The organism is Coralloluteibacterium stylophorae (assembly GCF_018122625.2).
Lineage (GTDB): Bacteria > Pseudomonadota > Gammaproteobacteria > Xanthomonadales > Xanthomonadaceae > Coralloluteibacterium > Coralloluteibacterium stylophorae.
This window is the reverse complement of the sequence record NZ_JAGQFT020000023.1, coordinates 1-3,681: the sequence shown is the minus strand read 5'-3', so window position 1 is coordinate 3,681 and position 3,681 is coordinate 1. Positions and strand designations below refer to the sequence as shown.

Sequence of the window (3,681 nt, the reverse complement as noted above, 5' to 3'; positions counted from 1 at the left end):
GCAGTTGCGGCCGCATCCCGCCGGCACAGTTCGCCGCCAACCACCGAACCCAAACCGCCACATCCGCAGTACCCTTCAACCCCGGACTCTCCCAGTAACTGGTGGTACGGCTGCTGGGGGCAGGTCAATCACCGACCGCACCGAGCTGGACGACCAGATCGCCAGCACCTACACCAACTGCGGCAAGGCGGACAGCCGGACCGACCAAGCCCGAAACGGCGCTGCATTGCGAAAAATGCTGCGCGACGAAAACCGCAGCTACGTGTTCGGCTTGATCCAGAAGTACCGCGAGCGGGTGACCGAGCCCTACTCCGAGCGCGAGAACATCATTGTCATCAGCGACGAAGCGCACCGCTCGCAGTACGGCCGCCTGGCCCTGAACATGCGAAAGGGCCTTCCACGGGCCAAGTTCCTCGGTTTCACCGGAACCCCCTTGATCGAGGCGGCCGAGAAACAGCTCACCCGCGAGGTGTTCGGCGACTACGTCTCCGTCTATGACTTCCAGCGCGCCGTCGCCGATGGTGCGACCCTGCCGCTGAAGTACATCAATCGTGGCGAGAAGCTGAAGATCATCGATCCCAAGGTCAGCGAACGCATCGCGCAGCACATCGAGGCGGCCAAGCAGAACGCCACCCTGGAAGACCCGTGGACGGACGAGAAGGAAGACAAGCTCTACCAGAAGATGGCCGGCGAGTACGCCATCTTTACCTCCCCGACTCGACTCGACGATGTTGCACAGGACTTTGTCGAGCACTACGCCCAGCGTCGTAAGGCCGTCAGCGGTGGCAACAGCAAGGCGCTGCTGGTCTGCATCGACAAGATCACCTGCGTGAAGATGTACGACCTGATCGCGGACAAGTGGAAGGCCAAGGCAGACGCGCTGGAACAACGTGTGGGCGAGGATGAGGCGCTGTTCACCGCCAAAGGCAAAGCGTTTCCGCTCACGCTGGTGCAGCAGCGCGAGCAGTTGGAGTGGATGCGTGGAACCGAGTTCTGCGTCGTGGTGTCGTCCGAGCAGGGCGAGGTGGAGGCGTTCAAGAAGTGGAAGAACCACCGCGGCGAACCGCTGGACATCGCGCCGCACCGCGCCAAGATGACTGCTCGTGACCTGGAGCGAGAGTTCAAACAGGCCGACAACCCGTTCCGCGTGGCTATTGTCTGCGCGATGTGGCTGACTGGCTTCGACGTCAAGTCGCTGGCGACGCTCTACCTGGACAAGCCTATGCAGGGGCACACGCTGATGCAGGCCATCGCCCGCGTGAATCGGGTTGGCGGCGGAAAGGCCAATGGCCTCATCATCGACTACAACGGCATGATCAAAAGCCTGCGCAAGGCGCTGGCTACCTTTGGGCAAAGTGACCAGGGCGGTGCCAGTACCGACGGTCAGAGCTACTTGGAGGACGAGGCCGAGGCGCTGGCCGAGTACGCGGCAAGTTTGCGACACGCGACCGAGTTCCTGTCCGATCTCGGATTCGATCTGGACGATGTCATCCACGCGCAGGGGATGGACAAGGGTGAGAAGGTTCTGGAGGCCGTCAACCTGCTGGCCGAGACCGAGGAGCGCCGGAAGACCTATCAGGTGCATGTGCAGGACATACAGGCCAAGTATCGCGGCCTGTTCCCCAACCCCGGCCTGCATGACTACGACGCGCAGGAAAGCGCTCTCAATGCCATCTACAACAAGCTGCAAGCCGCACGTACCACGCTGGACGTGTCCGCGCTCCTGCAGGACCTGTACGACGTGGTGGACCTGGGCGTGTCCATCGAGCCGACACATGCCAAGCAGCCCAAGGAATACGAACTCTCCAAGATCGACTTCAATCGCTTGAAGGCCGAGTTCCAGCAGACCAAGCTGAAGAACATCGTGGCCATGAACCTGATGGAGAAGATCGAGGAGCGACTCAAACAGATGGTGACCGAAAACCCGACGCGAGTGGAGCTCTACGAGCGTTATCAGGAGATCGTGCAGGACTACAATAAGGACAAGGACGCGGCCGAAATCCAGAAAGTGATGGATGACCTGTTCGCGACGTACGACAGTCTGGACGAAGAGGCCAAGCGGTTTCAGCGTGAGGGCTTGGACAACCAACAGCAGTTGGCCGTGTTCGACCTGTTGCAGAAGGATGCCTTGAAGCCCAAGGAACGCGAAGCAATCAAGAAGGTAGCGGTAGAGCTGCTAGCGAAGCTGCAGGGAGGCAACTTGCTGCTTGGGCACTGGCGCGATATGGCCGCTACCCAAGCCCGGCTGCGACTGGAGATTGAGAATCACCTGTGGGCCAATGACCTTTCGGATATGGGGTACTCGGAGGATGACATCGCCGGCAAGGTGCAGGCGGTATTCACGCATCTCTTCTCGCTCGCTGGTCCCGAGGGGGTAAGCGTTCTGCACTAGAGACTTGATGCTTGTGTAAATTCTTACAGACTCCATTACGTGTATGAGACGGTAGGACTGCGTGATCGATAAAAGGTAGTGCTTGGAGATTGATGGCGAGCCCTCGTAGTAATGGGGGACAATGCCTACGCGCACTTACCGTTTCTAGGCGAGACAATCCAGAACGCACTTATCCAGGCCGGCGAAGGCAAATTCGCCGGCTTTTTTCATTCCTCTACACGAAAAGGGTAATACACAGATGGCAACTTTCCATTTCGAAATCAAAAGCGGCTGCAAAGGTTCTGCCAACAATCACGCAGATTACATCGCCAGGGCGGGCTACCATCGCAAGAAGGAAGACTTGGTCTATACAGAGCACGGGAACCTTCCCGCATGGGCAGCTAACGATCCGAGGGCACTCTGGAAGGCGGCAGACAAGTACGAACGCAAGAACGGTGCAGCGTATCGCGAGGCGATCATTGCGCTACCCGATGAGCTGACGGCTGAGCAGAATGCTGCGCTGGTAGCGGATGTCATTGAAGTGCTGGCACCAGGAAAGCCGTATCAGTTCGCAGTGCATGCGCCCACTTCGTCGCTGGGGGGGCGGTCCAACCCCCATCTTCATCTGATGACTTGCGATCGCGTGGATGACGGAATCGAGCGTCCCGCAGAGCGGTTCTTCGCCAGGCACAACAGCAAGTGTCCCGAGCGTGGAGGCCGCAAGAAGGCAAGTGGAGGCCGGAGTCGAATGCAGTTGAGACACGACGTCACCACCGTGCGCAAGTCGGTGGCGGACACTATCAATCATCACCTGGAGATCAACGGGCACGCTGCGCGTGTGGATCACCGTTCGCTCAGGGAGCAGGGCATCGATAGAAGGGCCGAACGGCATCTCGGTCCGGCGAGGATCAGAGACATGTCGTCGAAAGAGAAAGCGCAATACGTGTCATTGCGTGGGGACGACGGAGCAGATACCGCTTGACTCGCCGGGCTCCTGATCGGCACCGGCCGTATGGCGCGGCGGAAGTGGACACCTTGGAACACGTTGCACAAGATGCGATTTGCGACGTTTGTAGCGCAATCGCATCCTGCGCAGCCACAGGTTGCCCTGAAAAATCAGTCGATTGGCGACCAGCCGCAAGACGCCCGGATTGATTCTTGTAGGTCGCGGTGCCAAGGGCGAGCGACGTCCCCCCGCCTTTGAGTAGCACTGCGATCTGGAGTCCAATCCGCAACGACAAGGAGATTGGACGTGAAGAAGCGCTTTTCCGAAGAGCAGATCATCGGCTTCCTGCGCGAGGCCGAGGCCG

2 protein-coding genes are annotated in these 3,681 nt (G+C 59.4%); both read left to right on the top strand.

What is annotated here, in order from left to right; genetic code table 11:
• The first annotated feature begins 61 nt into the window (after positions 1–61).
• Positions 62–2,392: a type I restriction endonuclease subunit R gene (locus KB893_RS18085; protein ID WP_338027004.1), complete on the top strand. Its 2,331-nt coding sequence runs from the start codon at positions 62–64 to the stop codon at positions 2,390–2,392.
• 238 nt (positions 2,393–2,630) lie between these two features.
• Complete coding sequence (locus KB893_RS18080) at positions 2,631–3,353, top strand: MobA/MobL family protein (RefSeq protein ID WP_211927686.1); 723 nt, start codon at positions 2,631–2,633, stop codon at positions 3,351–3,353.
• Positions 3,354–3,681 lie beyond the last annotated feature (328 nt).

What these genes read in the sequence shown, in the direction of transcription:
- KB893_RS18080 (WP_211927686.1), top strand. Translation starts at nt 2,631, where the DNA reads ATGGCAACTTTCCATTTCGAAATCAAAAGCGGCTGCAAAGGTTCTGCC.